The organism is Marinicella gelatinilytica (genome assembly GCF_026410405.1).
GTDB lineage: Bacteria > Pseudomonadota > Gammaproteobacteria > Xanthomonadales > Marinicellaceae > Marinicella > Marinicella gelatinilytica.
Genome location: NZ_JAPMLN010000004.1, coordinates 61935 through 84440 on the forward strand (window position 1 = coordinate 61935; position 22506 = coordinate 84440).

The 22506-nt window shown below is 42.6% G+C and carries 22 protein-coding genes and 1 tRNA gene; 12 read left to right on the plus strand and 11 right to left on the minus strand.

All coding sequences use genetic code 11. The features are described 5' to 3' along the window. Positions 1-3 precede the first annotated feature (3 nt). Entirely contained in the window at positions 4-321 is a 318-nt protein-coding gene (locus OS173_RS03630; protein ID WP_267182917.1) for a DUF962 domain-containing protein, read from the minus strand. A 47-nt stretch (positions 322-368) separates the two neighbouring features. Between OS173_RS03630 and OS173_RS03635 the strand changes: the two genes are divergently transcribed. The 6 genes from OS173_RS03635 (at position 369) to metX (ending at position 4498) form a co-directional block, all read left to right on the plus strand. Then, positions 369-803, plus strand: coding sequence for a hypothetical protein (locus tag OS173_RS03635; RefSeq protein ID WP_267182918.1), 435 nt, complete (start codon positions 369-371; stop codon positions 801-803). Positions 804-929: 126 nt separating this feature from the next. Next, complete coding sequence (locus tag OS173_RS03640) at positions 930-1130, plus strand: hypothetical protein (RefSeq protein ID WP_267182919.1); 201 nt, start codon at positions 930-932, stop codon at positions 1128-1130. Positions 1131-1134: 4 nt separating this feature from the next. Then, a complete protein-coding gene (locus OS173_RS03645; protein WP_267182920.1) occupies positions 1135-1506 on the plus strand; it encodes a GntR family transcriptional regulator in 372 nt (123 codons plus the stop codon). After that, positions 1503-2360 carry an ABC transporter ATP-binding protein gene (locus OS173_RS03650; protein WP_267182921.1) on the plus strand — a complete coding sequence of 286 codons (858 nt, stop codon included), beginning with the start codon at positions 1503-1505 and terminating at the stop codon, positions 2358-2360. Before OS173_RS03645 ends, OS173_RS03650 begins: the two co-directional genes overlap by 4 nt. Beyond that, positions 2357-3310 (plus strand): hypothetical protein, encoded by a 954-nt coding sequence (locus OS173_RS03655; protein ID WP_267182922.1) that lies wholly within the window; start codon positions 2357-2359, stop codon positions 3308-3310. The genes OS173_RS03650 and OS173_RS03655 overlap by 4 nt, the downstream gene beginning before the upstream one ends. Positions 3311-3400: 90 nt before the next feature. After that, positions 3401-4498, plus strand: a complete 1098-nt coding sequence (metX, locus tag OS173_RS03660) for a homoserine O-acetyltransferase MetX (RefSeq protein ID WP_267182923.1) — start codon at positions 3401-3403, stop codon at positions 4496-4498. On the opposite strand, the gene pth is transcribed toward metX, so the two are convergent. The 8 genes from pth to OS173_RS03700 form a co-directional block, all read right to left on the minus strand. Next, positions 4477-5052: an aminoacyl-tRNA hydrolase gene (gene pth, locus OS173_RS03665; protein WP_267182924.1), complete on the minus strand. Its 576-nt coding sequence runs from the start codon at positions 5050-5052 to the stop codon at positions 4477-4479. The genes metX and pth overlap by 22 nt on opposite strands. A gap of 80 nt (positions 5053-5132) precedes the next feature. Further along, the gene (locus tag OS173_RS03670; RefSeq protein WP_267182925.1) at positions 5133-5831 is read right to left on the minus strand and encodes a 50S ribosomal protein L25/general stress protein Ctc; all 699 of its coding nucleotides are present in this window, start codon (positions 5829-5831) and stop codon (positions 5133-5135) included. Positions 5832-5940: 109 nt separating this feature from the next. Next, positions 5941-6894 (minus strand): ribose-phosphate diphosphokinase, encoded by a 954-nt coding sequence (locus OS173_RS03675; RefSeq protein WP_267182926.1) that lies wholly within the window; start codon positions 6892-6894, stop codon positions 5941-5943. Between the two features lie 54 nt (positions 6895-6948). Next, positions 6949-7024: transfer RNA gene (locus tag OS173_RS03680), tRNA-Gln, on the minus strand. Positions 7025-7163: 139 nt separating this feature from the next. Beyond that, positions 7164-7973, minus strand: coding sequence for a 4-(cytidine 5'-diphospho)-2-C-methyl-D-erythritol kinase (gene ispE, locus OS173_RS03685; RefSeq protein WP_267182927.1), 810 nt, complete (start codon positions 7971-7973; stop codon positions 7164-7166). Further along, entirely contained in the window at positions 7964-8578 is a 615-nt protein-coding gene (lolB, locus tag OS173_RS03690) for a lipoprotein insertase outer membrane protein LolB (protein WP_267182928.1), read from the minus strand. The genes ispE and lolB overlap by 10 nt, the downstream gene beginning before the upstream one ends. A gap of 10 nt (positions 8579-8588) precedes the next feature. Next, complete coding sequence (locus OS173_RS03695; RefSeq protein ID WP_267182929.1) at positions 8589-9332, minus strand: hypothetical protein; 744 nt, start codon at positions 9330-9332, stop codon at positions 8589-8591. A gap of 194 nt (positions 9333-9526) precedes the next feature. Beyond that, positions 9527-11896, minus strand: coding sequence for a Lon protease family protein (locus OS173_RS03700; RefSeq protein ID WP_267182930.1), 2370 nt, complete (start codon positions 11894-11896; stop codon positions 9527-9529). Positions 11897-12010: 114 nt separating this feature from the next. Between OS173_RS03700 and OS173_RS03705 the strand changes: the two genes are divergently transcribed. After that, positions 12011-14554 (plus strand): bifunctional aspartate kinase/diaminopimelate decarboxylase, encoded by a 2544-nt coding sequence (locus tag OS173_RS03705; RefSeq protein ID WP_267182931.1) that lies wholly within the window; start codon positions 12011-12013, stop codon positions 14552-14554. A gap of 37 nt (positions 14555-14591) precedes the next feature. Here OS173_RS03705 and glnD read toward each other — a convergent pair whose 3' ends face one another. Continuing rightward, entirely contained in the window at positions 14592-17201 is a 2610-nt protein-coding gene (glnD, locus tag OS173_RS03710; protein ID WP_267182932.1) for a [protein-PII] uridylyltransferase, read from the minus strand. 3 nt (positions 17202-17204) lie between these two features. Next, a complete protein-coding gene (gene map, locus OS173_RS03715; protein WP_267183032.1) occupies positions 17205-18008 on the minus strand; it encodes a type I methionyl aminopeptidase in 804 nt (267 codons plus the stop codon). A gap of 54 nt (positions 18009-18062) precedes the next feature. On the opposite strand from map, the gene hemB reads away from it, so the two are divergent. Genes hemB through OS173_RS03740 form a run of 5 tightly spaced genes read left to right on the plus strand, consistent with a single transcriptional unit; the run spans position 18063 to position 22504 of the window. Beyond that, on the plus strand, positions 18063-19055 hold the full coding sequence (hemB, locus tag OS173_RS03720) for a porphobilinogen synthase (protein WP_456085696.1): 993 nt from the start codon (positions 18063-18065) through the stop codon (positions 19053-19055). Then, positions 19052-19825, plus strand: a complete 774-nt coding sequence (gene aroE, locus OS173_RS03725; protein ID WP_267182934.1) for a shikimate dehydrogenase — start codon at positions 19052-19054, stop codon at positions 19823-19825. The genes hemB and aroE overlap by 4 nt, the downstream gene beginning before the upstream one ends. Positions 19826-19881: 56 nt before the next feature. Beyond that, complete coding sequence (locus OS173_RS03730) at positions 19882-20760, plus strand: decaprenyl-phosphate phosphoribosyltransferase (protein WP_267182935.1); 879 nt, start codon at positions 19882-19884, stop codon at positions 20758-20760. Between the two features lie 3 nt (positions 20761-20763). Next, the gene (locus tag OS173_RS03735; RefSeq protein ID WP_267182936.1) at positions 20764-21186 is read left to right on the plus strand and encodes a GtrA family protein; all 423 of its coding nucleotides are present in this window, start codon (positions 20764-20766) and stop codon (positions 21184-21186) included. Then, entirely contained in the window at positions 21179-22504 is a 1326-nt protein-coding gene (locus OS173_RS03740) for an FAD-binding oxidoreductase (RefSeq protein ID WP_267182937.1), read from the plus strand. Before OS173_RS03735 ends, OS173_RS03740 begins: the two co-directional genes overlap by 8 nt. The last annotated feature ends 2 nt before the right edge of the window (positions 22505-22506 follow it).

Sequence of the window (22506 nt, forward strand, 5' to 3'; positions counted from 1 at the left end):
ATGTTATTTAAGCTTTAATTGTCCGGTAATAATCTGCCAGAACATCACCCAATCACCCATTAAACTATATAGTGGGTAGCTAAAAGTCGCGGGTCTATTTTTTTCGTACTTAAAATGTCCCAACCAAGCAAAACCATAACCAATCACAGGAACCAACAGCAACAACCAAGGATTACTTAAATAGATACTCAGCAAAACTGTCAAAATAACCAAAAAAGAACCGATAACATGTAACAAGCGACAAGTGGGGTTCTGATGCTGGGACAAGTAAAACGGATAGAACGCTTTAAAGCTGTTAAATTGTTTATTATGATGAGTCATGTGATTATTTTAACATATAATTATCTTTTACCTATTTGGAGTCTGTCATGCTTCAGCGAGCATTGCTTTTTACACTATTTATCTTGTTAACCGCTTGTGGGCCGGCACGCATTGAGAAGCCCAACAATGATTTGCCCACTCTTATTGAAGTGGTACGATTAGATGTCGGTAGCCAACAACTTATTATTCGCTTAAGCCATCGACAAGCTCAAGTTCGTGATGCATCAACATTACATTGTCAGTTACAAATTGATCAATCCAAAGCCATTACTTTACCAGTTTTACAAACCCCTGAATTAACCTCATACGCCAGAGAGGTATTGGCGTGGTCAATACCCGATTCGTTGTCAATACCGACCCAAGCAAGGATTGACTATGACTTTGATTGCACACTGCGCTCGGCCAAATGGCGCGATGAGCACTTTTATAGCCGTGGCACTTTGTATCGATTAGGACATCAAGAACCACCGATTTATCGATAAAAATCTTCTCAGTAAGTGAAGCATCAAATCACTCGACCAGCAATCAGAAAAATATGACTAATGGACTATTTGTTTTTTCTATGGTGTTATAGTACACTACAACACTATTAAACACAGACGGTAAATATGATGACTGTATTCAAACAAAACTTATTGGCCACAATGCTACTGGCAAGCGCTTTATCGTTAAGCCTTTTAATGAGCTATTGGCTGACTTATAACGACAGTGGTCATGTCGATAAGCCAACGGCTCAAAACATATTAAAAATAGAAAAATTCAATAAAATGAATCACAGCTTAATTTTATTGTTACCGGCCATCAGGTAAATATATGGCCTACCACTGGAATGACAGCCAACCTATTTATTTGCAACTCGCTGAGCAAATTAAAGACCTAATCTTAAATGATGATGTCGGCACCGGCGAAGCTCTGCCATCTGTTCGGCAACTGGCTGTAGACTACCAAGTCAATCCAATCACCGTTTCTAAATCCTACCAGATACTTGTGGATGAAGCGTTGGTGGAAAAAAAACGCGGTTTGGGTATGTTTGTTAGCAGCAATGCAAAAAATATATTAAAGCAAGAACAACGCCAAGCCTTTATTAACCATCAATGGCCACAAGTTCTCCAAAAAATAGAACAGTTGGACATTGATATCGACAGCCTTATTGAATCTTTAAAAGACACTGGGAGCCAATCATGAGTGCCATTTTATCCGCACATAATCTCAATAAAAGTTACGGAAAATTCCAAGCTTTAAAAAATATCAACATAAACATTGAACGCGGTCGAGTGGTTGGCCTGATCGGCCCCAATGGCGCCGGTAAAACCACCTTTCTAAAAGCTGTTTTGGGCTTAGCACCCTGTGATGGTGACCTGAACGTTCTGGGCATAGACCCATTCAAAAAGCGGGCTGAATTAATGAAGGATATTTGTTTTATCGCTGATGTCGCAGTTCTACCAAAATGGATACAAGTTTCCCAGTTATTAGACTATACCGAACAAGTCCACCCAAACTTTAACCGCCAAAAGGCTGAACAGCTGATTGCTAAAACTAAGGTTTCTCTCACACACAAAGTTAAAGAATTATCAAAAGGCATGGTGGCACAATTGCATTTAGCCATTGTTATGGCCATTGATGCACAACTGTTGGTTCTAGATGAACCCACCTTAGGCCTTGATATTTTGTTTCGTAAAGAGTTTTATGACAATTTAATCAATGATTATTTTAACAACCAACGCACCATCATTATCACCACCCACCAAGTAGAAGAAATTGAACACATTCTCACGGATGTGGTGTTTATTAAAGAAGGCGAAATCGTCCTTAATTCTGATATGGAAACACTCACCCGAGATTATTTTGAGGTCATGGTTAATCAAGATAACTATGAACAAGCCATGGCATTAAAACCGTTGGCTGTGAAGAAGGTATTTGGAAAACATATTATGTTATTCAAATCACCTTCGCGTGATCATGTTGCTGCCCTGGGTGAGGTTCAAAGACCGTCCGTTTCTGATTTATTTGTGGCTATTATGAAGGAGGACAACGCATGAAAACAATGTTGGCTTTATTGAAATTAGAATTTCAAGAGCACAAAGGTGCATTTTTTAAAACACCCATCATCATCGGTTTAGTGTTGGCCGCGCTTGCCATGCTGAGCTATTTCACCACAGACCGTTTTATTCTTGACGTTAGTGGTGGTGACAACATGCAATTTGCGATTGGCACCTTGCAACAACTGGGAGATGATAAAATAAACTTTGGCATTGATGTGTTTATGCTCATGACCGGTTCCCTGTACCATTTAATTTTATTTATTTTGGTGTTCTTTATATTGTTGGGAAGTTTGTATGATGACCGTAAAGACGGTAGTATTTTATTTTATAAGTCTTTACCTGTTTCAGATACTCAGACAGTAATATCAAAATTACTGACTGCCACATTAGTGGCTCCGGCTGCCTTTATCATTGGTATTATGATAAGTCATTTAATTATGTTTATCATTATTAGCCTGATATTGACATTTAACGGGCTAAATCCGTTTACGATATTATGGACAAATATATCATTTATCGAAAACTGGGGGGCATTCATCGTTGGTTGCATGGTTCAAGCATTGTGGGCTCTGCCCTTGTATGGGTGGTTACTATTCGCATCATCCATTGCTAAACGAAGACCATTTTTATTGGCGGTATTTGCGCCGTTAACAGTTGGTTTTATTTGGTACTGGTACAATGCGCTGGTTAACCTCAATTTATTTAAAATAGGATTTTTCCAGACCATTGGTCTGCTGTTCGCGAAAGCCACCACGCCTTTTGCTACCGGTCTTGGTCAGCAAAATTTTGAATCCATGGATTTCGATCCCACTGCCCATTCAAGTGTTGAGGTCATCAATAGTATGCTCAAGGGATTATGGCAAATTGAATTGTTATATGGTGTCATTTTTGCAGCACTGACCACTGGCTTAGCCGTATACATCAGACGTTACCGCAACACCATTTAATGAATATGGCGACTTCTTATTAAGGGGTCGCTTTGCTACAATATCCAAATTCGTTTTACGGCCTCTACGAGGCCGTTTTTAATAGCACTTATGCCGGATTACATTAAATACTTGCAACTGCCTTCGCCCTTTGTTTTTCATCGTGGCGGTCGTTTATATGAAGCTGAGTTACAATACGAAACTTGGGGGCAATTAAACCCGTCAGCAGATAATGCGGTATTAATTTTAACGGGATTATCACCTGACTCACATGCCTGTCGTCACCATAAAAATGATCAACCCGGCTGGTGGGAATTTATGATTGGCCCCGGTAAAGCCATAGATACCGATCAATTTTACGTTATATGCGCCAGCTCTCTGGGGAGCTGCAAAGGCTCGACAGGCCCCGCTTCTATCAATCCTAAGAATTCCCGTGCTTATCGCTTTGACTTTCCGGATTTGTGTCTTCAGGATGTCGCTAATAGTAACGTTTTGTTGTGCCGTCATTTGGGCATTGATCGTCTACACGCGATTGTGGGTCCATCAATGGGCGGTATGACCGGTACAGCTCTACTGCAACAACACCCGGGCTTTGCTCGCCATTGGGTACAAATTGCTGCCGGTTTGGCCTCTCCACCTTTTAGTACCGCCATTCGATCATTACAAAGAGAAGCTATTATTAATGACAACAATTTTAACCGTGGTTTTTATTCTCGTGAAGATTGGCCCATTGATGGCATGAAGTTTGCCCGTAAAATAGGCATGCTATCTTACCGTTCCGCGAAAGAGTGGAATGAACGTTTTCCACGTTCTTTAAAAAAGGTACCGGATCACCCTTTTGGTATCGAATTCCCTGTCGAAAGTTACTTAGAACATCATGCCAATCGCTTCATTCACCAGTTTGATCCAATTTGTTATTTATACTTATCTCGGGCCATGGACTGGTTTGATGCCTATCAGTATAAACCCAAAACAGCTCCCCATAATCCTCTGGCCGATATCAACATTGAATCTGCATTGATCCTGGGCACAGAAACTGACTTGTTGTTTCCCATTGATTTGCAAAAACAAGTATCTGATTTGCTCGATAAAGCCAGCATCGATAACCGCCTATATATCACGGACTCCATTCAAGGCCATGATGCTTTTTTAGTTGACGAAGATACGTTTTCAAAATTGGTTGCAGATTATTTATCAGCCACTGTATGAAGTATTTGCATCACTTTTTCATCATTTAAAGCAACAATATCTTCTGTCACATTCACACATTGTTCAATACAGCGGACGATGGCAATGGCATCATCCTGATGCGGACGACCTAACACCCATGGTGTCACTTTGCTTTTATCACCGGGATGGCCAATACCAATTCTTAAGCGTTTAAAATCTGCACCCAAACCCGGAATAATGTCTCGTAAGCCGTTATGACCACTATGCCCACCACCACGTTTGAATTTGGCCGTTCCTGGCGGGATATCTAACTCATCATACGCCACCACCACACGATTTGTCGGAATTCGATAAAATTGACAAAATGGAATAACCGTCTGTCCTGACCGATTCATGTATGTCTGTGGTTTAACAAGCCATAATTTCTCACCATAAAAGTCGGTGTGAGCAACCTCTGCTTTAAATTTATTTTCCTGTTTAAAAGTACACCCCACATGTGATGCTAAGGCATCTAAATACCAAAAACCGGCATTATGCCTGGTGGCTTGGTATTGTTGCCCGGGGTTACCAAGGCCAAAAATAACTTGAATCATATTATCAATACTCACTCAAAAAAAAACCACGGTACCCAAAACTGAGTACCGTGGCTCTAATCTTAGAAAATTCCGAGTTCTTAGTCGTCTTTTTCTTTGTTGTCATCTGAATCTGAATCGCCTTCAGATTCATCTTCATCAACTGTCGGTACATCAACATCCGGCTCTTCAACATCATCATCATCTGAAGTATCCAATACCGTGGCTGTGTTAACAATCACATCATCAAAATCTTCGTCCTCAGTCCGCAAGAATGCAACGACTTGAACCCCTTCAGGCATTTTGATTTCACTAAGCATAACCGAATCACCAACATCAAAGTTAGATAAATCAACTTCAAAGTACTCAGGTAAGTCTTTCGGCAAACAGGTGATTTCAATTTCATGTATTTGGTAATCAATAACAATACCGGCAACTTTACTGGCTGGACAATTGTCTGCACCGGTGAAGTGAATCGGAATGTTCATAACCAATTCCTGATTATCATCTACACGCATAAAATCCATGTGCATAATGACAGGTTTAGCCGGATGACGTTGCATATCCTTGATAACAACTTTTTGTTTAGCACCACCATCAGCGGTGAATTCAATAATACTGGAGAAGAAACCTTCGTCTTCAATTAAACGCAGTACTTTGTTGTGGTTCAATGTTAAATTTCTTGGCTCCCGGCCGGCACCATACAGTACCACAGGAACACGTCCTTCACGACGTAAGCGGCGGCTCGCACCTTTCCCCACATCGTCACGGAGTTTTGCATCAACTTTATAAATAGCCATAATATTTTCCTTTTAAAATAAAAGATTCTTGCGACCAGAATCTTATAAAAATCGATTGTGAGGTATTTTCAATACGAACAAAGAAAGTGTTGAATATACCTCACTTGTTTCAATCGATATACATGGAGCTAACGGACTCTCTGTTAGCAATACGTCTGATTGTCTCGCCGAGCATTTCAGCGACCGACAATTGACGAATTTTTTTACAATTCAGCGCTTCCGGTTGCAGTGGTATGGTATCCGTCACCACCAACTCGTTAATGTCTGAATTTTCAATGTTCTCAATGGCATTGCCGGATAACACCGGATGCACACAATAGGCATTCACTTCTTTGGCGCCCCATTCCATCAACGCTGTTGAAGCCGCACATAAAGTTCCGGCAGTATCAATCATATCATCTACCAGGATACAAATTTTTCCTTTAACGTCACCAATGATGTTCATCACCTTAGCCATATTAGGCTTTGGTCGGCGCTTATCGATAATGGCCAGTTCGCAACCTAATCGTTTTGCAATGGCTCTGGCTCGAACCACGCCGCCGATATCAGGTGAAACAATGGTCACATCTTCACTGTCATACTTCTGCCACATATCTGCCAGGGTCAACGGCGAAGCATAGACATTATCCACGGGAATATCAAAAAATCCTTGAATTTGATCAGCGTGCAAATCAACCGTCAATACCCGATCGATACCCACCGCGGCAATCATTTTAGCAGCCACTTTTGCGGTAATTGGTACCCGAGCAGACCGAGGACGTCGGTCTTGTCTGGCATATCCAAAATATGGAATAACCGCAGTCACTGTTTTAGCTGATGCCCTTTTTAAGGCGTCAACCATGACCAGCAATTCCATGAAATTATCTGCCGTGGGCCGACACGTTGGCTGAATCAAAAATATATCCTGACCCCGCACATTGTCTCTAATTTCAACAGAAACCTCGCCGTCACTGAAGCGCCCAACATTGGCGCGCCCCAAAGGAACACCCAAATTATTGGCAATTTTTTTGCCCAATTCCGGATTAGCGTTTCCGCAAAACAACCTGATTCCACGGTCGAACATTTCGTTGGCCCCTTAAATGAATATGCCCGCGCAGTGCGCAGGCATCACAAAATATGGCTGGGATGGCAGGACTCGAACCTGCGAATGCCAGGATCAAAACCTGGTGCCTTAGCCACTTGGCGACATCCCAATTCGCGAGAATTTTCTCTTTACCAGCTTTGTAATCGCTGTCAAAGGCGGCATATTATAACCACAATGACATTGTTTGCAAACCTTAATAATACATTTTGTTGCCAATTCATACTGACTGACAACAAACTTGTGCGCCATTATATTTCAATCAACTTGGTTCGACAATAAGCAGTGGCAATTTTTTGTTGTTTGAGGGCTTCAGACTTGTTATTAAATAATGCAAATAAAGTCGAACCGGTGCCCGACAACCGTAATAACATGTCTGAACTCAAAACTGAAAATATCTTAGATACCTCTGGGTAAGCTTGCAGTACCACAGGAAAACAATCATTTATCCAGAAATCTGTATCTGTCAAATAAGGTGTGCTTAAAGGTGTTTGCTGACGATTTAATTCAGGATGTTGAAACACGTCTTTTGTACCTATACTTACCGAAGGAAACAACAAAAGCACATATCCTCGATAAAATCTCATGGGTTCAATGTGTTCACCTATGCCGGTTACCAATGCGGATTGCCCTGTAACAAAAAAAGGCACATCAGCGCCTAAACGCAAAGCCATTTCTAATAATGTATTTTCATCTAAATGGCATTGCCAGATATTATTAAGCGTAAGCAAAGTGGTGGCGGCATTGGAACTGCCTCCACCCAATCCGGCCCCACTTGGAATTTGTTTATCCACATGTATATCAATGGCACAGATTTTTTGTGCATAAGGTTTTAATAATTCTGCGGCATGATAAATTAAATTATCTTCGCTGGCGATTTCATCAAAACCACTTATATTGACTGATGCTTGTGTTGCTGAAAGGGTTTTGAACGTCATCTCATCACCCCAAGGCAATATTTCAAAACAACTTTGCAGCTCATGATAGCCATTGTCTCGCTGGCCAACGATGCGCAACATCAAATTTATTTTAGCAGGGGATTTTTTGACAATCAGGGCCACTGCCAGTCTCGAATCACTAATCGAATACTGTACGGTGGCTTAGAGGCCATAATTCGATGTGGTAAACAGGCTTTAGGGTATTCTTGGAAACGATCATAAACAATATCCCAGCCTTGTTCTGATATGGTTTTTGAGTTTTCCGTAGTGTGGATGACAGCCTGCTCTTGGTTCAATGGTCTCGCCACGAGCCATTTTTTTAGGGCTTCCCAGGGTACCGGCCAGCCCACCGCATCCTCAATAAGTGTGGTTGCAGATGAAGCGTGGTAGGAATCTTCATTATTAACAATCATGGTGGCACCATCAAGGGTTTCTTCAATATACCAATCACCTTGTCCCATGGGTGCTTTGAACTGAGCTGTTGTTGCTGACTTGAGGTGATGCCACTTAAATTGGCCACTGCCACCTTCTTGACCATCGGACAAAGCCAATTTACCTGTCAATTGAAAGTTCTGAAAATCAAAATCACCGGCCATGTCACAATTGCTTGGTTTTTTCGCGAAATTTTGACAACCGCTCAATAAAACCACACAACATACAACAATTAAACCAACATTAATATCTCGCAACATGAACCGGCTTTGCAACAAAGCACCAAAATTATCCATACTGCTAGATTTAGAGATTATGTTTGAATTTAATATATGGAACAGTGCCGGTGAACTGATCTAAGTTAGTCGAGGCATTATCATTCATGTTCTTTCTGGCACCAAAAGAAAGGGTACCATCTTGATTAAAGTGCCAATCCACTTGTAAATCAATGCTGGAACGGTACAAGTCACTGTTTTGTTGGCTACTTGCAAAATCTGAATGTAAGCTGGCTCCGAAACGCTGATTACGCACACCTAATCCGAAACTGGTGGTATCTAACTGATCCTGATACAGACCCAACACATCACCGGATACCTGGCCGGTACTGAGGTCAACACCAAAACGCCAGTTGGTGCTTATATCCAACACCGAACTGATACCCAATTGGTAACCAAAATCATTACTATCAGAAGGTTTTATTTGATTGGGAACAGGCATAAATAATTGATTAACCTGGCTGTCATCGTAAACACCTAAGCGCAAAGACAACCAATCGGCAAATTGCATACGAAACATCACCTGATGGCCGTAAACACTGTTTTGTGTATTTAAGTACGCATGTCGAGCGCGACTTTGTGGCTTCAGTAAATCATAGGCATAGTCATCAGCATACATTGAGTCGCTTAATAGCCAATCACTACCTGACAATGAAAACTGCGTGGGCGCATGGGTTGTTAGCCGGGAGGTTTGTTGCACGCGTTTATCTGCCGTTTGACCAAAAGCCACGGAACATAAACACAACAAACATAATGTGATTAGATATTGCTTCATTTTCACTCCCAAATAACTAAGTACCCTAAGACTCAACATGAGTCGAATTAGTTCAAAGTTAATATTATTTTAACAAAAAAACCATGTTCCTGTCAATTTTACCCGAAAAAAATGTACCTGTAATCATTAAGATACTTATTATTCTTAAATAAAAGATTAACTTTTTTGAATCCGGTCACAAATTAAACAAGATATTAACTTTTGTCATTAACATGCTGCCAAAACTGACTGGCTTTTTTCATGGCTTTACCCATGATGGTGTTTTCCGCATACGCTCCATCAACCAACAATCCGGCAGGTTGAGCCATTAAAACTTCCATGGCCTGGCTGATGTTATCAACTGCATAGATATGAAACTGACCATCAATACAAGCCTGCTGCACGTCCGGACGTAACATTAAATCACCGGCATTACTGGCAGGAATAATAACCCCTTGCTGACCATTAAGCCCATTCAAAGCACAGGCATCAAAAAAGCCTTCTATTTTTTCATTCACACCGCCAATGGCCTGTAGCAATCCGTGTTGATCAATGGCACCGGTCATGCTAATGCCTTGGTTAATCGGAATTTGTGTGAGTTCAGAAATCAAACAACAAAACTCAGCACCAGAAGCCGAATCACCATCAATTCCACCATAACTTTGCTCAAATGCCACTGAAGCCGAAAATGTTAAAGGATGTTTTAGCGGCAGCATGTGACGTAACAAGCCGCCCAAAATCTCAAAACCTTTGGTATGTATTGATCCGGATTTTCCGGCCTTGCCCTCAATATCAATGACGCCGGCGCGACCGGCACCAATCGAGGCGGTAATTCTTGAAGGAAATCCATACACAATTGGGCCGGCGTGAATCACAGCCAAACCGTTAATCTGCCCCACTTGTGCACCTGAGGTCGAAATGTTTAAAGTACCGTTAGCCAGCTGCTCAAGAAATTTCCTCGCCGGTAAACCGGCACGTCTTTTGGTGCGGCGAATGGCCTCGCTGACGTGTTCGGTTTTGACTTCTTGGTGATTATCTTTACAAGCCACATAATGGGCTTCTCTGGCAATGTCTGCAATCCGTGAAAAACGTGCTGTCAACTTATCTTTTTGTGCACAAATACGCGCACCATGCTCGATGAGAGCCGCCACTGCGCCAGCCGTAAATGGATGCAAATTATCTTCCTGGATAATTTTAGCGATGATGGCACTGTAATGCTTAAACCCCTGGGCATTGCGATCAATCACTGAATCAAAATCTGACAACACTTTAAATAACTCAGGAAAATCAGGGTCTTGGTTATCCAATAGATAATATAAACCGGCATCTCCCAATAAAATTACTCGAATGCTGACCGGAATCGGCTCAGGTTTTAATGAAGGCTGACCAAACGGCCAATTCATTTCAGCCGGCACAATCTCAAGCAGTTCGTTTTTAAGGGTGCGTTTCAAAATTTTCCAAGCCCCCGGCTCAATCATGAGATCTCGGGCATCCAACACTAAAAAACCGCCGTCAGCTTGCAGTAAAGAGCCACCGGTTATACTCATATGATCGGCCATGACCGGACCATTTTCACTCCATTTACTTTCGATACTACCTAAAAGATTCTGTAAAGAGGGAACCCGCTCGGTAACAATGGGGCATTTTTTGTCAGGACTTCGTGATATAAGAACATTCACCGCATAGCGCTCTTGTGGCTGATAATTCTTATTTTTCTTATAAAAATATTGGTCAATGACATCCTGTTTTAGCTCATCTAAAAAATCATTAACTTCAGCGCTTTCAAAGTGGCTTTTCACTGATTGAATCTGGACATCCAACTGCTCCGAAACATACTGCTCCATTAACGTGCGGATGTCATTAATACCCACTTTTTTAACTTCATTTACTTTACGACTGACTTCTTCCAATTGCCGCGTGTAAAGTTGTTGTTTTTCCATCAGTTGCTTTTCCTGGGCTTCAGAAATATCACCGGCTGTCACTTTTTCTTGCCAACTCTTTGGGTCCAAAGCCTGGCCATCCACCACCGGCACCACAATGGTTTGGGCTCCCTGATTCGATTGGATATTTAACATTGCCAAAGACTGTTGCTTCAGTTCTTTTTCAAATGGCTCGGTGATTTCTTTGATCGACTTTTGCAAACTGTCTTCGGCCTGGGATTTTTCCTCAGCCATGGCCTCCGAATCAAGGGACTCACGAAGATCCTCAGCTATAAACACGGCCAATTCATCCATTGCCTGACTGAACTGATGACCTTTGCCGGCCATAAGGGTAATCAATTTCGGGCGGTCCGGTTGCTCGAAATTTGCCACGTAACAGTGTTCCTTTTTGAATTCAACTTGAGGCTGAGATGCTTTTAGAATATCAGAAACCATGCTCATGCGTCCGGTACCACTTAATCCACGTACATAGACATTCTGTCCAAATGCACGGCACTCGATGGCAAACCGCAGGGCATCAACGGCTTCATTTTGACCAACAACACCTTGCACAGGCTTTACTTCTTCTGTGTTTTTAAAGCCTAATTTTTCAGCATCACAGTGCCATCGAACTTCACTGCCTTTTAATTGGGTAACGTGTTTCATAAACTCCTCGAAGTATAAATTTAAGTGCTCAAACGATAACCGTAAACAATAACAAAATAAGCTTGCATGGTGCTGATTTTTTCCCTAAAGTTTGTATTTTTTGCCGGTTATTTTATGACAAGCAGGTGGCGCGTACTTAAGTTTGGCGGCAGTTCGGTATCCACACCCGAACAGTGGCAAACAATTTTGCAACAAGTAACAGACAATATACACCAGGGTTATCGTGTTTTACTGGTTCATTCTGCTTGTTACGGGTTAACCAATGCCCTTGAAGAAAAAATTAAAACCGGTCATTCCGTATATAAGTCCATTGAACAAAGACTCAATACATTGGCACAAGATTTCGCTGTGTCAATTGATGTATTCACCGAAGATCTTCAACAACTGCATCAGTTATGCGAATTATCTGAGTTAAACAATTACCAACAAGCCGAATTATTGTCCTGGGGTGAACGCATCACCCACCGCTTAATTATTAATCACATTAATAAAACCCAAGAAGCACATAGTTTAAACCCCAAAGACTGGCTGACCACCACTGTTGATGATCATCGCAATCCCCATTCACGGGTGTTATCGGCCAAATGCCAGGTGCAAAACAATCCTCAGCTACAAGACAAATTGCAACATCAATTTTACGTCATGCCGGGTTTTTTTGCCGCTGATGAAAGTGGCCGAACAGTGTTATTAGGCCGAAGCGGTTCAGATACATCAGCTGCTTATATGGCCGTTTTATTAAATGCTGAACGCATTGAAATCTGGACCGATGTGGATGGTATTTTTAGTGCCAACCCACATCAAATTCCAGAAGCAAAATTACTACTGAGGTTAAGCTATCAAGAAGCCAGAGAAATTGCCGCAAGTGGTGGCACGGTTATTCACCCGCGTTCCATTTTGCCGGCGGAACAAAACAACATTCCGATATACATTAAAAACAGCCTGAGGCCTGAAGCACCCGGCACCATTTTAAAACACGAATTTAGCCCAAAAAAACCACGGGTAAGCGCCGTCAATACCCGACACCAAGTAACATTGGTGTCCATGGAATCAGTTAATATGTGGCACCAAGCCGGTTTTATTAGCGATTTATTTGCAGTTTATAAAGACTTAGGCTTATCCGTGGATTTGATATCAACCGCTCAAACCAATGTCACTATATCACTTGATGCCGCTGACAATGTCTTAACACCATACATTCTTGCCAAACTCAAAGACCAACTGGCACCTTTGTGCGATGTAACAATAATTGCCAACTGTTCTGCGGTCACTTTGGTGGGTTATCGCATCAGAGCCATGGCTGATACCATTGCCTCCGTGGTGGCCACCTTTGCCGATCAACGCATCTATATCACCACACAATCCACTAATGATCTTAATCAGACATTTGTGGTGGATGAGGATCAAGCTGATAAGCTGGCTCGGGCTTTGCACGAGGTGTTAATAACGCGGTTACCTGAACGGGATGATTTTGGCCCGAGTTGGGCAGATTTGGTGGCCAGACGATCAAAAACCAAAACCATTACACAAACCTGGTGGCAACAAAATAGACAGCAATTATTGGATTTGGCTCAACAGCACTCACCGTGTTATGTCTATCATTTAGACACCATTAGTCGCCAAATTGACAAACTTAAATCACTCACAGCGGTTGATCGTTTTTTTTATGCCATGAAGGCCAATTCTCAACCCGATGTCTTATCGCGCATTTATCAACAAGGTATCGGCTTAGAAACAGTGTCCCCCGGTGAAATCCGCCGCTGTCTGGAAATAATGCCAAAATCCGATGTGGCGACACTGTTGTTCACGCCAAATTTTGCACCCATTGAAGAATACCAACTGGCACTTCAACAAGGCATTACCACAACCATTGATAATCCTTCGCTGCTGTATCTTCATCCCCATGTTTTCCAGAACCAGTCTGTCATCTTACGACTCGATCCGGGACATGGCAGTGGTCATCATCGCTATGTGCGCACCGCAGGTGAACAGTCTAAATTCGGCATACCTGAATCTGAGTTGCCAAAACTGGCAACATGGTGCCAACAACAGAACATTCATATTTGTGGCTTACATGCCCACACCGGCAGCGGTATTTTAGACCATCAAAACTGGCAACGCATTGCCCATTTTTTAGCGCGTGGCCTGCGTTACTTTACGGATGTAAGGATTATTAATGTTGGCGGCGGTTTAGGCATTAAAGAAAATCCCGGCGACACGGGTCTTAATTTTTCGGCATTGAACAAATCACTTTTGGAATTCAAAAAACAATACCCAAGCATTGAGTTATGGATGGAACCGGGGCGCTTTTTGGTGGCACACAGCGGTGTATTGCTGGCCAAAGTCACGCAAACCAAGCTCAAAGGAAACCAAGGTTATATCGGTTTAGAAACCGGAATGAATTCCCTGATTCGACCGGCTTTATATGGCGCTTGGCATAACATTGTTAACTTATCCCGCTTAGACGCTGTTTGTAACTACACGGCCAACATTGTTGGGCCGATGTGTGAAAGTGGCGATATTTTAGGCATTGACCGACCAATGCCCGATACCCAAGCTGGTGATGTGGTACTGATTGCAAACACGGGTGCTTATGGTGCCACCATGGCATCCCGATATAATTTACGTGAACCGGCGCAAGAGCTTATTTTTCGGGCTTAGTTTTAGACGGTGAGACCTCTGTGTAAGTCTCATGGCATTAATTCAAATCAGCGGATAAGGAAGCCAGCAGTGATTTAAATTCTGTGGCAATGGTTTTTTGTAAGTTTTCAGGCAATGCTTGCTGATTCACCGATAACCAGAAAACATCTTCCGCCCGATTACCAAAGGTTGCGATTTTAGCCGCTTGCATATCAATGCCGTGAGAAACAAAAATCCGGGTTAAATTAACCAATAAACCATCGTGATCTGAGCATTTAACATCCACCCGCGTTTCGCTGGCATCACGGCCGTTGCTAAAGATAATTTCAGGCATCTCAATAAAAAGACGCTCTCTGCGAGTGGCCACCATATCGCGTTTGCGAACTTCTTGTACCGGCATTTTCAAAGCCACCAACAAAGCAGATTCAATATGAGCCAGTAAGTCCTCATCATAGTCACCTAAACAATGGAAATGATCTAATATGCGACCATCACTGCCACTAAATATACGGGCATTGACAACACTGATGTGGTGGTTAGAAAACACCTCCACCACCTGATGAAAGAGCCCCAAATGGTTATCACCATAAAGCATCACTTCAAATCCATCATCATGTCGATCTGTGATGCAGACGGTGTCTTTACCATAATTTGCAACAATCGCTAAACTGACGGCCGCCACCTGCTCGGGCGTGGCATAATCAAAAAACCGCTCCGGAAAACTCTGCCACAACTGCTCAATGGCCGACATCTGATCCGCATCAATCAACTCGCGCGCTTCAGATTTCCCTTGTTCCACCGCATCGGCTTGTTGTGAGCTGTCTAAATACAATGTGGTGCGCAAATAAAGTTCGCTCAACAAGCTGTCTTTATATGAATTCCATAATTTAGGGTCGGTTCCCTCAATATCGGCAATGGTTAAGATATACAACGCATCCAAGTATCGTTGCCGCCTAACCAATTCTGCAAAACGCTGAATGACCTTGGCATCATTAATGTCTTGTTTTTGCGCCACCACTGACATCACCAAGTGATGTTTAACCAGCCACACCAGCAATTGACCATCTGCTTTAGGTAAATTAAATTCGATGGCAAACAGGCGCGCCTCTTCTGCACCCAGTTCAGAATGATCACCACCTCGACCTTTACCAATGTCATGAAAAAAACCTGCCAAATGCAACACGTAGGGTCGCTTAAATTGGTCTGCAACCTTATGCGCCAGCGGGTGCGATTGTTTGTCTAAAAAAATCTGCCGAATATTTCTCACCACAAATAAGGTATGCTGATCAACCGTGTACATATGAAATAAATCATATTGCATACGCCCGACAATACGCCCAAATACCGGCAAAAATTGACCCAAAACCCCCAAAGCATTCATTAAGTTTAATTGACTGAATACTAAATTTTTGTGTTTAAAAATATTGAGGAAAATATCTTTTACAGTGTTGTCATTGCGAAAATCATCATCGATTAAATGCAAGCTCATACTGACGTGACGTTGGGTATTGGCCCGAATCCCATAGACACGGGGGTTCTGCTGATAGTGATGAAATAATTCGAACAAAGCCGCCGGTCGGTCCAAAAAAACCTGGCGATCATTGACCTCTAAAAAACCATTAATAATAGAAAAATCATCATTAATGGCGGTCACTTGTTTGTCTTCGTTACTTTGCAAAATGTTTTCTTTAAACAGCTGCAATAAACGCATATTTAACTGCTCTAAGTGCATGGCATTGCGGTAGTAATTCTGCATGAATTTCTCCACCCCCAACGACTCATCATCATCCTGATAACCAAACACCAACGCCAATTGTTTTTGGTGGTCAAATAACAACCGATCTTCTTTTCGTCTGGCCAGCAAATGCAAAGCAAAACGAATTTTCCATAATTTCCGCAAACCTTTTTGCAAACGAATATACTCATCTGGATGCAAAAAGCCGACATCCACCAAACCGTGCATTGATTTCACATGAAAGTGCCGTTGTGCCACCCAGGTCACCATCTGAATGTCACGCAAGCCACCCGGACCTTCTTTAATATTGGGCTCTAAATTGTAAGCACTGCCGCCACATTTGCTGTGGCGCTGTTGTTGTTCTGCATACTTAGCTTGAAAAAAATCACGACCCGACCACATATATCGGTCATCGATTAAGTTCATCATCTCCTTGTACAAAGATTGTTTGCCACGCAAAAATCGGCTTTCCATCAGATTGGTGGTCACTGAAATATTTTGTCTTGCCAGGTCCACAGACTCATCCACCGTGCGCACTGCATGACCAACGTCCAAACCTAAATCCCAAAGGTTTTGAACAAATAAACTAACCGCCTGTTCAGGCAATTCAGTTTCATAGAGAATTAACAAATCCACATCAGAAAAAGGTTGTAAGTCACCCCGGCCAAAACCACCAACCGCCACCAAAGCCAAGTCATGATGCTGTAATTCGCAGCGTAACCACAATTCCAGCACAAATTGCTCCACCAGCCAGGCGCGGGTTTTGACTAAGCGAGTAATGTTACTCCAGCGATAGAAATCGGCATTAATTTTTTCTTCAGCTTGTTGCAATAGCTGTTTTAAAACCGAGAGATAATCATCATCCTCAACCGTATCAAGCGCAATGATGTTAAGGTATTCTTCAGCGTGATCCGGTGGAGCCAGTAACGCCATGTGTTAAAGGGGGAAGTTCGGAGATTCTGTGAGCACATCAAAGCCATCATCAGTAACCGCTAAGGTATGCTCCCATTGTGCTGATAATGAACGGTCTTTTGTAACCACTGTCCAACCATCGGATAACAGTTTACTGTGGCGTTTACCAATGTTAATCATGGGTTCAATGGTAAATGTCATGCCTTTTTCCAGCACCAGCCCGGTGCCGGGGCGACCGTAATGTAAAACTTGCGGATCCTCGTGAAAGGTTTGGCCAATACCATGTCCACAATATTCATACACCACAGAATAACGATTTTTAATGGCATGAGCTTGAATCGCGGCACCGATATCACCCAAGCGAACGCCGGGCTTAACCATTTCAATACCGAGTTTCATGGCTTCATAAGTAACTTCAACCAGCCGTTTGGCACGTTGTTTGGGTTCGCCGACAAAAAACATGCGCGAAGTATCACCATGCCAGCCATCTTTGATTACAGTGACATCAATATTGATAATATCGCCTTCTTTGAGAATTCTGTCTTCACTGGGTATACCGTGACAAATGACTTGGTTCACCGAAGTACAGATAGATTTAGGAAATCCTCGGTAATTCAATGGTGCTGGAATATTTTTTTGCTCATCCACAATAAAACGGTGACAGCGTTCATCCAATTCCAAAGTTGACACCCCCGGTTTCACATAAGGAGCAATCATATCCAGTACCGCTGCCGCATCCTGTCCGGCGGCACGCATTTTTTCTATTTGTTCAGGCGTTTTGATAATAACAGCCATACGCTTTAGTTTGTGGTGTTTAAAGGCTGAAATTTTAACCTAAATTAACTAAACTATCACCTTTGTTTCGATATGGATTTAAAAGACATGCACTTCCCACATACCCGCAAACGTCGGTTACGTCAAAATCAGGCCATCAGAAATTTGGCGCAAGAACACCAACTCACCAGTCAGGATTTGATCTGGCCGGTTTTCATTCTCGATGGCTTTAACCGCTCGGAGCAGATTCAATCAATGCCCGGTGTTACCCGTATGAGCGTTGATTTGCTGCTTGATAAACTCCATAATTTAGTGGCCAAGGGCCTTAATGCGGTGGCCTTGTTTCCGGTGGTTGATAAAGCCTTTAAATCCGATGATGCCTCAGAAGCCTGGAACTCGGAAGGTCTGGTACAAAAAGCCGTCAAAACCATTAAATCAGAACTACCGGAATTATTGGTGATTACCGATGTTGCCCTCGACCCCTATACATCCCACGGACAAGACGGCATCATTAATGATCAGGGTGAGGTTCTTAATGATGTCACCACCCGAGCTTTGGTAATGCAAGCCCAATCCCACGCTGATGCCGGTGCTGACATCGTGGCACCCTCGGATATGATGGATGGCCGAATTGGTGAAATTCGAGCCGCTTTCGAACAGAAAAAACGACACAATGTGGGTATTTTGGCTTATTCAGCTAAGTACGCATCGGTATTTTATGGCCCGTTCCGAGACGCCATAGGTTCAGCAAGCAATTTAGGCAAAAGTTCAAAAGCAACCTACCAAATGAATCCGGCCAACGCCCGTGAAGCCATCGATGAAATCCAATTAGATATTGAAGAAGGCGCAGACATGGTGATGATTAAACCCGGCATGCCTTATCTCGATATCATCAAAACCGCCAAAGAATACTTCAATGTACCCATCTGCGCTTACCAGGTATCCGGCGAATACGCCATGTTACAAAGTGCCATCAATAACGGTTTTTTAGATGAAAAAGGTGCCATCATGGAAGCCTTATTGTGCTTCAAACGTGCCGGCTGCGATGCCATTTTGACCTACTATGCCGATCGTGTGATTCACTGGTTAGATGCCGAATGATATATCCGCTTGCCTTATTTGGTCATCCGGTGAAGCACAGTCTGTCACCCCAAATTCATCAGGCATTTGCCCGACAATTCGATCTCGACATCCAGTACCAGCTGATTGATGTCAGCTCAGACAAACTACACCAAAGGGTGCATCAATTTTTTGCACAAGGTGGCCATGGCGCCAATATCACTGTACCCCACAAACAAGCAGTTATGGCAGTAGCTGACCACTTAACCGAACGCGCACAACAAGCCGGCGCTGTAAATACCCTATTTATAAAAAATCAACAATTGTGGGGCGATAACACCGATGGTGAAGGCCTGCTCAACGACTTTAAAGAAAAGCATATAAATTTAGCCAATCAACGCATTTTGATTATCGGTGCCGGTGGTGCAGTGCAAGGCATTTTACCCAACCTGGTGAAATCCCAACCCGAATCCATACACATCAACAACCGAACCCGGAGCAAAGCCGACGTATTGGCACAATTTTCAACACTGTGTTACGTTCTTAATGACATCGATACAAGCACAACTTTTGACGTCATTATCAATGGCACATCCATAGGCCATCAAGGCAATTCACCGGAGATAAAACCTCAATGGCTACACCCAAACACCATCGCCTATGACTTATCCTACGGCACTGCCGCCGAACCATTCCTCAACAAAGCCAAATCTCTTGGCATACAACAAACCCATGACGGACTCGGCATGCTCCACCATCAAGCCGCTTTGAGTTTTCAGCGTTGGTTTGGTAAAAAGCCTTGTCTGGATTAATTGATATCGATAAACTGAATCCATGAAAATCAATGACTTTGCCATAAATGCTCAACATGCAATCCCTTAAGAATTTAATAACCTTACTCAGGCCGCACCAATACCTCAAAAATTTATTTGTTTTTGCGCCTTTGTTTTTTGCTTTTGCCTTTGAAGCCAGCATTATCTGGCACACACTCGCTGCCTTTATTCTATTTTGTCTTATTGCCAGTGCCATTTATGTGTTTAATGATTTAAACGATGTCGCTGAAGATCGCACACACCCCACAAAAAAATACCGACCGATCGCTTCAGATGCTGTCTCAAAACAAACTGCTGTGTTTTTGTTTTTAACTTTAAGCTTAGTGGCTTTAGTGGTCGCTTATTTTTTTCAACCGGCTTTATTTTATGTACTGCTCATCTACTTTTTAATCAACATCGCTTATTCTTTAGGCCTTAAGCATGTGCCGATTATTGATATTTTTATGATTGCCATAGGCTTTGTGCTGCGTTTATTTGCCGGTAATGTGTTTTTGGACCAGCCTTTGTCGATGTGGATTATTATCATGACCTTTTTATTGGCCATTTTTCTGGGGATTGCCAAGCGCCGAGATGATGTCCTGTTACAACAACAAGGTCACTCCACCCGAAAAAACATTGATGGCTATAATCTGGAATTTATCAATGCCACCATGGTGTTGATGTCGGCGGTGATTATCATTGGCTATATTCAGTACACCATTTCACCGGAAGTCATGAAGCGTTTTGGCACGGATTATGTTTATTTAACCGGTATATTTGTTATTTTAGGTATTTTACGCTATATGCAAATTACTTTTGTAGAACAAAAAAGCAGCAGTCCGACCCGGGTACTCATACATGACTTATTTATTCAACTGACCATTGTGGCTTGGTTGGTTAGTTATTTGCTGATTTATTTTTTCGCTGCACAATAAATCATGCTTTCCTCTTTTTATTCTAAACAATTTTTCTTATTTTTATTGACCGGCGGTATCGCGGCTTTGGTGAACTTTGGAAGCCGTTTTTTATACAGCACCGTTTTCAGCTATCCTGTGGCAATTATCTGGGCGTACATTACCGGCATGGTGGTGGCATTCATTTTATTTAAAATTGTTGTCTTTAAACCGGCTAAACATTCCGTTAAAAAACAAATTTTTTATTTCACCGTGGTCAATCTATTGGCTGTTGCCCAAACCTTAATCATCAGTTTATTACTGGCCAACAGCTTGTTCCCGATGCTGAACATGACCTTTTATCCTGAAGCCTTAGCCCATGCCTGCGGCATTGCTGTACCGGCAGTCACCAGTTTTATTGGTCATAGCCTGTTCAGTTTTAAACAACACGAAAGTCACCATGCCTAACCAATCAAGCAAACAAGTGAGCGGATGGGGGCGCTTTCCTCAATTTAAGCACCGGGTTTTCACACCGCGCACAGCATCGGATCTCCACAGCTTCGTAAAAAACAATGACAACCCTAAAACCATCGGTTTTGGCAATGGCCGCAGTTATGGCGATAGCGCCTTAAGCGAGTGCATCATTGACTACCGTCAGGCTCAGAATTATTTGATTGATTTTGATGCCCAACAAGGCACATTTACATGCCAGGCCGGAGTCACTTTAGATGAAATCCTAAAGGTCATTGTGCCCAAAGGCTGGTTTTTACCGGTGACACCCGGCACCCGTTTTATCACTTTAGGCGGCGCCATTGCTGCAGATGTTCATGGTAAAAATCATCATCTGGCCGGTTGTTTTAGCGAACATATCATTGAACTCCAGCTTTTATTGGCTGACGGCACCATCATCAGTTGTCATAAAAACCAACAACCGGATTTATTCAGAGCCACTTGTGGCGGTATGGGCTTGACCGGCATCATCCTGTCAGCCACCATTCAGCTCAAAGCCATCTCATCCACACAAATACAGCAGACCACCCATAAAACAGGCAATTTGCAAGAAACCTTTGCGGTATTTGAACAAAACCAAAGCAGCACCTATTCAGTAGCCTGGATTGACTGCTTTGCCAAAAACAAATCGCTGGGGCGAAGTTTGGTCAGTATTGGTGAGTTTGCCGATGATGGCTCGTTAACCCAAACCAGTAAAAAAGCCCGTACCATGCCCCGCTGGTTTCCCGGATTTATGTTGAATGCCTGGACCATTAAATTGTTTAATACCCTGTATTATCACCGTCAAAAGAAGCCGATTAAACAAGAAACGGTGCATTACCAGCAATTCTTTTACCCTTTGGATGGCATCCATCATTGGAATAGAATGTATGGTCGTCGCGGTTTTATTCAGTATCAATTTATTCTGCCCAAAAAAACCAGTTTTGAAGGTCTTAACGTCATTCTTAAAACCATAGCAGAGGCCGGACAGGGTTCTTTTTTAGCGGTTTTAAAACTTCACGGCCAAGCCAACAAAAACTGGCTGTCATTTCCCATGGAAGGTTATAGTCTGGCCCTGGATTTTAAAGTTCAGGATAAATTATTTCCGCTACTCGATCGATTGGATCAACTTGTTTTAAATTATCAGGGCCGGTTTTATCTGGCCAAAGATGCCCGCGTTAGTCGTGAGGTATTTGAACAAGGTTATCCGAACATTGAAAAATTCAGACAATATAGACAGGAGCACAACATGAACCAGCATTTTAATTCCGCACAATCTTTACGAATAGGCTTATAACC

Bases quoted from the DNA above. Each gene is read 5' to 3' on its own strand.
- OS173_RS03730 (WP_267182935.1), top strand. From the start codon at position 19,882: ATGCAATCCCTTAAGAATTTAATAACCTTACTCAGGCCGCACCAATAC.
- hemB (WP_456085696.1), top strand. From the start codon at position 18,063: ATGCACTTCCCACATACCCGCAAACGTCGGTTACGTCAAAATCAGGCC.
- aroE (WP_267182934.1), top strand. From the start codon at position 19,052: ATGATATATCCGCTTGCCTTATTTGGTCATCCGGTGAAGCACAGTCTG.
- OS173_RS03650 (WP_267182921.1), top strand. From the start codon at position 1,503: ATGAGTGCCATTTTATCCGCACATAATCTCAATAAAAGTTACGGAAAA.
- OS173_RS03655 (WP_267182922.1), top strand. From the start codon at position 2,357: ATGAAAACAATGTTGGCTTTATTGAAATTAGAATTTCAAGAGCACAAA.
- OS173_RS03695 (WP_267182929.1), bottom strand. From the start codon at position 9,332: ATGAAGCAATATCTAATCACATTATGTTTGTTGTGTTTATGTTCCGTG.
- OS173_RS03630 (WP_267182917.1), bottom strand. From the start codon at position 321: ATGACTCATCATAATAAACAATTTAACAGCTTTAAAGCGTTCTATCCG.
- OS173_RS03675 (WP_267182926.1), bottom strand. From the start codon at position 6,894: ATGTTCGACCGTGGAATCAGGTTGTTTTGCGGAAACGCTAATCCGGAA.
- metX (WP_267182923.1), top strand. From the start codon at position 3,401: ATGCCGGATTACATTAAATACTTGCAACTGCCTTCGCCCTTTGTTTTT.
- OS173_RS03700 (WP_267182930.1), bottom strand. From the start codon at position 11,896: ATGAAACACGTTACCCAATTAAAAGGCAGTGAAGTTCGATGGCACTGT.
- OS173_RS03640 (WP_267182919.1), top strand. From the start codon at position 930: ATGATGACTGTATTCAAACAAAACTTATTGGCCACAATGCTACTGGCA.
- OS173_RS03705 (WP_267182931.1), top strand. From the start codon at position 12,011: ATGACAAGCAGGTGGCGCGTACTTAAGTTTGGCGGCAGTTCGGTATCC.
- OS173_RS03670 (WP_267182925.1), bottom strand. From the start codon at position 5,831: ATGGCTATTTATAAAGTTGATGCAAAACTCCGTGACGATGTGGGGAAA.
- pth (WP_267182924.1), bottom strand. From the start codon at position 5,052: ATGATTCAAGTTATTTTTGGCCTTGGTAACCCCGGGCAACAATACCAA.
- OS173_RS03635 (WP_267182918.1), top strand. From the start codon at position 369: ATGCTTCAGCGAGCATTGCTTTTTACACTATTTATCTTGTTAACCGCT.
- OS173_RS03645 (WP_267182920.1), top strand. From the start codon at position 1,135: ATGGCCTACCACTGGAATGACAGCCAACCTATTTATTTGCAACTCGCT.
- OS173_RS03740 (WP_267182937.1), top strand. From the start codon at position 21,179: ATGCCTAACCAATCAAGCAAACAAGTGAGCGGATGGGGGCGCTTTCCT.
- glnD (WP_267182932.1), bottom strand. From the start codon at position 17,201: ATGGCGTTACTGGCTCCACCGGATCACGCTGAAGAATACCTTAACATC.
- lolB (WP_267182928.1), bottom strand. From the start codon at position 8,578: ATGGATAATTTTGGTGCTTTGTTGCAAAGCCGGTTCATGTTGCGAGAT.
- OS173_RS03735 (WP_267182936.1), top strand. From the start codon at position 20,764: ATGCTTTCCTCTTTTTATTCTAAACAATTTTTCTTATTTTTATTGACC.